The organism is Stenotrophomonas geniculata ATCC 19374 = JCM 13324 (assembly GCF_001431625.1).
Taxonomy (GTDB): Bacteria; Pseudomonadota; Gammaproteobacteria; order Xanthomonadales; family Xanthomonadaceae; genus Stenotrophomonas; species Stenotrophomonas geniculata.
Genome location: NZ_LLXT01000022.1, coordinates 1 through 5,240, shown reverse-complemented (window position 1 = coordinate 5,240; position 5,240 = coordinate 1). Strand labels below are relative to the sequence as shown.

At 69.5% G+C, this 5,240-nt stretch carries 5 protein-coding genes; all 5 read left to right on the top strand.

Annotated elements, in window-relative coordinates; all coding sequences use genetic code 11:
• Positions 1-28 precede the first annotated feature (28 nt).
• The 5 genes from ARC63_RS01335 (at position 29) to ARC63_RS01315 (ending at position 5,145) form a co-directional block, all read left to right on the top strand.
• Complete coding sequence (locus tag ARC63_RS01335; protein ID WP_010487502.1) at positions 29-238, top strand: DUF1656 domain-containing protein; 210 nt, start codon at positions 29-31, stop codon at positions 236-238.
• Positions 235-1,152 carry an efflux RND transporter periplasmic adaptor subunit gene (locus ARC63_RS01330; protein ID WP_043403026.1) on the top strand — a complete coding sequence of 306 codons (918 nt, stop codon included), beginning with the start codon at positions 235-237 and terminating at the stop codon, positions 1,150-1,152. The genes ARC63_RS01335 and ARC63_RS01330 overlap by 4 nt, the downstream gene beginning before the upstream one ends.
• Positions 1,149-2,609, top strand: a complete 1,461-nt coding sequence (locus ARC63_RS01325) for an efflux transporter outer membrane subunit (protein ID WP_057502333.1) — start codon at positions 1,149-1,151, stop codon at positions 2,607-2,609. The genes ARC63_RS01330 and ARC63_RS01325 overlap by 4 nt, the downstream gene beginning before the upstream one ends.
• Positions 2,610-2,612: 3 nt before the next feature.
• On the top strand, positions 2,613-4,652 hold the full coding sequence (locus ARC63_RS01320; protein WP_057502332.1) for an FUSC family protein: 2,040 nt from the start codon (positions 2,613-2,615) through the stop codon (positions 4,650-4,652).
• Between the two features lie 94 nt (positions 4,653-4,746).
• Positions 4,747-5,145 (top strand): hypothetical protein, encoded by a 399-nt coding sequence (locus ARC63_RS01315; protein WP_057502331.1) that lies wholly within the window; start codon positions 4,747-4,749, stop codon positions 5,143-5,145.
• The last annotated feature ends 95 nt before the right edge of the window (positions 5,146-5,240 follow it).

Sequence of the window (5,240 nt, the reverse complement as noted above, 5' to 3'; positions counted from 1 at the left end):
GTCCCCCACCTCGCCCCCGCCCCTTCCGATGCCCGGTGAATTCAGTCTCCATGGAGTGTTCGTCCCGACCCTGCTCGGGTTGATGTTGTTGGCCTACTTGGTCAACAGCGGCCTGCACGCGCTGCTGCAGCGTGCCGGCGCCTATCGCCATGTATGGCACCCGGCGCTGTTCAACCTGGCGCTGTACGGGATCGTGCTTGGCCTGCTGTTCCACCTCCTGCGTTGGATGCAATCGTGAACAAGATCGTGAAGAAGACCCTGCCCATACTGCTGACCAGCGCAGCCGTGATCGTCGCCCTGCTGGTGCTGCGCCAGCTGTGGGTCTATTACATGGATGAGCCGTGGACCCGCGACGCCCATGTCGGTGCCGACGTGGTGCAGGTGGCACCGGACGTGTCCGGGCTGGTGGAAACGGTGAACGTGGCCGACAACCAGGCGGTGAAGAAGGGCGACGTGCTGTTCGTGATCGACCGCGCGCGCTACCGCATCGCGCTGGAACAGGCCAAGGCCAGCCTGGCCGAGCGCCAGGCCTCGGTGGCGCAGCTGCGCCGCGAAATCGGCCGTGACCGCAGCCTGCAGGATCTGGTCGCCGCCGAGGACGCCGAAGTGCGCCGCGCCAAGCTGCAGGCTGCACAGGCTGCGCTGGGCACCGCACAGGCGGCGGTCGACCTGGCCGAGCTCAACCTGGGCCGCACCGAGGTGCGCGCACCGGCCGATGGCCGGGTCAACGACCGCACCATGCGCGTGGGCGACTACGTGGTGGCCGGCAAGCCGGTGCTGGCGCTGCTGGACACCGGCTCGTTCCGCATCGACGGCTACTTCGAGGAAACCCGCCTGCGCGGCGTGGCCCCGGGGCAGCGCGTGGACATCCGCCTGATGGGCGAATCGGCGCCGCTGCGCGGCCATGTCGAGAGCATCGCCGCCGGCATCGAGGATCGCTACCGCAGCAACGGCAGCACCCTGCTGCCGAACGTGACCCCGGCCTTCGACTGGGTGCGGCTGGCGCAGCGCATTCCGGTGCGCATCGCTATCGACGAAGTGCCAAAGGGCGTTGAGCTCATTGCCGGCCGTACCGCCACGGTGACCGTACAGACCAACAGCACCAAGCATGCAGACAAGGTCGGCACCGCGCCGACACAGGCGGGCCTGTGAACGCCACCCTGCCCCGTCTCGGCCTGATCGTCGCGCTGGCCAGCCTGGCCGCGTGCAGGACCGTCGGCCCGGACTACGCGCTGCCGGAAGGCTCGGCGTTCAAGCGCCCGGAGGCCAATGCGGCCTTCATCGATACGCAGAACCCGCAGGTGGCCGCCAACCAGGCGCTGCCCGACCGCTGGTGGTCGTTGTACAACGACCCGGTGCTGGACGGGCTGATCACCCAGGCGCTGCGTGACAACGTGGAACTGAAGGCCGCCGATGCGCACCTGCGCCGCGCCGCCGCCGTGTACGAACAGGCGCTGGACGCCGGCGGCTTCGAGTACGAGGCCGAGGCCGGCGTCAGCCGCGCGCAGCTGTCGGCCGAATCGTTCCTGCAGGAGCACGAGCTGCCGGTGATCAACCTGGCCGATGGCAAGTTCGCGGTCAGCTACCAGTTCGACCTGTTCGGCAAGCTCAAGCGCGGCGCCGAAGCGGCGCGTGCCGACGAGCAGTCGGTGGCGGCGGCACGCGATCTGGCCCAGGTCAGTGTGGTCGCCCAGGTGGCCGACAGCTACCTGGAAATCTGCCATGCCAACCACGAACTGCACGTGGCCGAGCATTCGCTGCAGCTGCAACAGCGCAGCCGCACCGTTACCGAGCGCCTGATCGCGGCTGGCCGTGGCACGCCGCCGGAGCTGGCCCGCGCCAATGCCCAGGTGGCGCTGCTGGAAGCTGCACTGCCGCCGCTGCATGCGCAGCGCTCGGCGGCCGCCTATTCGCTGGCCGCCCTGCTCGGGCAGACCCCGGGCCAGCTGCCGGCTGGCGTGATCGACTGTGCACACGCCCCCGGCCTGGCGCAGCCGCTGCCGGTCGGTGATGGCCGGGCGCTGCTGCAGCGCCGCCCGGACGTGCGCCAGGCCGAACGCAAGCTGGCCTCGGCCACCGCGCGCATTGGCGTGGCCACCGCCGAACTGTATCCGGACATCCGCCTGGGTGCCTCGGTGGGTGCCGCCGGCCTCCTGGAAGACTTCGGCACGCCGATGACCCAGCAATGGTCGATCGGCCCGCTGATTTCGTGGACGTTGCCGTCGTCGGGCACGCACGCGCGCATCCACGCCGCCGAAGCCGGTGCCGACGCGGCGCTGGCCGAGTTCGACCACACGGTCCTGCAGGCGCTGCGCGAGACCCAGACCGCGCTGGACCGCTATGCGCAGGACCTGCGCCGGCTGCAGTCGCTGCGCATCGCGCAGGAACAGGCCGCACTGGCCGCCGAGCAGAACCGCCGGCTGTACCAGGGTGGCCGCACGCCGTACCTGTCCAGCCTGGATGCAGACCGCAGCCTGGCCACCAGCGATGCCACCCTGGCCGCCGCCGAAGCGCAGGTCTCGCGTGACCAGATCCACCTGTTCCTGGTGCTGGGTGGCGGCTGGCAGGCCAGCGTCGCCGCAGCCGGCACCCCGACCGCAGCGAAGTAGGCCATGAAAGCGCTGACCGACCGCCAGGCCTGGCTGTTCTCGATCAAGACCTACCTGGCCGCGGTGGCCGCGCTGTACATCGCCATGGCCGGCAACCTGTCGCGCCCGTACTGGGCGATGGGCACGGTGTACATCGTCAGCCAGCCGCTGCTGGGCCCGACCCGGGCCAAGGGCGTGTACCGCATCGTCGGCACCCTGGTGGCCGGCCTGGCCACCCTGCTGGTACTGCCGGCACTGGTGGAAACGCCGCTGGTGCTGAGCGCTGCAATGTCGATCTGGCTGGCCGGTTGCCTGTTCATGGCGCTGCTCAACCGCGGCCCGCGCGGCTACGCGTTCCTGCTGGCCGGCTACACCACCGCCTTCATCGGCTTTCCGGCGGTGACCTCGCCGGAAACCATCTTCGACACGGTGGTGGCGCGCAGCGAGGAGATCATCCTCGGCACGGTGGTGGCGGTGCTGTTCGCCTCGCTGCTGTTCCCGGCCTCGGTGCGCCCGATGCTGCGCGCCCGCATCGGCAACTGGATGGAGGACGCCGCGCAGTGGTGCCGGCAGATCCTGGAACGTGGCCGTGCACACGCGCCGCGCAACCGGTTGGCCGCCGATCTGGTGCAGTTCGAGGTGCTGATCGAATTCCTGCGCCGCGATGATCCACGCCATGCAGGGTCGGCGGTGTCGATGGAGCGCCTGCGCGAGCGCATGCTGCTGCTGTTGCCGGTGCTGTCCTCGATCGCCGACCGCCTGAGTGCGTTGCGCAGCGATGGCCAGGCGTTGCCGGAAGGCCTGCCGGAGCTGATCGACGCCATCCACGACTGGCTCGACGGGCCGACCAATGCCAGCGAGTACGCCCGCCTGCGCGCGCGCATCAGTGCGCTGAAGCCGCAGGTGGACCGCGATCTGCAGCACCTGCAGCTGGCCAGCCTGCTGCTGCGCCTGGAAGAACTGGTGGACCTGTGGCAGGACTGCCGCACCCTGCAGCACGCCATCGACCACGGCACCGCGCCGCTGGACCGCGCGCACTACCGCATCCGCACCGAACGCGTGGCCGCCGACAAGCACGTCGACTACGGCATGGCGCTGTTCTCCGCGCTCAGTGCCGGCGTGGCGCTGATGAGCTACTGCGTGCTGTGGATCGCGCTGGGATGGGAAGGCGGCGGCAACGGCGCGATGATGGCCGCGGTGACCGCCGCGTTCTTCGCCGCACAGGACGATCCGGCACCGAGCATGGTGTCGTTCCTGGTGTGGGCGATGGTCGCCTCGGTGGTGGCCGGCGTGTACCTGTTCGGCGTGTTCCCGGCCGTGCACGACTTTGGCCTGCTGGCACTGGTGCTGGCGGTGGCGTTCCTGCCCCTGGGGCTGATGCTGCACCACCCCAAGAGCGCGTTGTTCGCGCTGCCGCTGACAGTGAACCTGGCCGCGCTGCTGAGCCTGCAGAACACCTACAGCGCCAACATCCAGACCTTCCTCAACTCGTCCATCGCAATGTTCATCGGCATTGGCTTTGCGGTGGTGATGACCCGCCTGTTCCGTTCGGTGGGTGCCGAATGGACCGCGCGCCGGCTGGTGCGGCAGGGCTGGACCACGCTGGCCGAAGCCGCCGAAGGACGTGGCCAGCAGGACCGCCAGCGCTTCGCCGCGCGCATGCTCGACCTGCTGGGCCTGCTCGCACCGCGCCTGGCGGCGACGCCCGAGGGCAGTGACATCGCTTCGGTGGACATGCTCAATGAGGCGCGCATCGGCCTGAACATCCTGCAGCTGCGCCGCGCGCGGCTGGAGCTGCCCGAGCGCAGCCGCGAAGCGGTCGAGCACATCCTGGAAGAGATCGCCGTGCATTACCGCCGTCAGATCGCCGCGCGCAAACCCATTGTGGCGGCCGAGGCGCTGCGTGAGCGGCTGGATACTTCGCTGGGCCGGGTCGGCAGCGTGGGCGCCTGCAAGGCCCGCGACGAGGCGCTGATGGGCCTGATCGGGCTGCGCTTTGCGTTGTTCCCGGAGGCGAAAGCGTTGGCGCCGGGATGGGTAGGCGCCGAATCGCCGTCCGTGTAATGCGATCCGCCGGGCGCGGCCCGGCGCTACCATCGTGGTTCGGTAGCGCCGGGCCATGCCCGGCGGCCACTCGCGATCCCCACAGGACGGTTCAATGAGTTACGACATGATGGTGTTCGAGGCCAGCGCGGCCCCGCGCGAAGCGGCGGCCTTCATCGCCTGGTTCGAGAAGCAGACGCAGTGGAACGAGCGCCACGAGTACGACGACCCGGCGGTCAGCAGCCCGGCGCTGCAAGCGTGGTTCGCGGAGATGGCGCAGGACTTCCCGCCGTTGAACGGCCCGTTGAGCAACGACGATGACGATCGTGCCGAAGTGACCGAGTACAGCATCGGCCACCAGGTGATCTATGGCGCGTTCGCGTATTCGGTGGCCGAGCGCGCGCACGGCCGCGTGCAGGACCTGGCCGAGAAGCACGGCGTGGGGTTCTTCGATGTGAGCGCTGATGAAGCGGCGATCGTGTTCCCCGATGGCCTGGTGCTGATGCCGGAGTAGGTATGGCGGCAGGGCTGCGCCCTGCACCTGCCGAATCAACTTCAACGGCAACGTCAAAGGCTGGCATTCCGTGGGATGGCGGGGTGGGGCCCGGG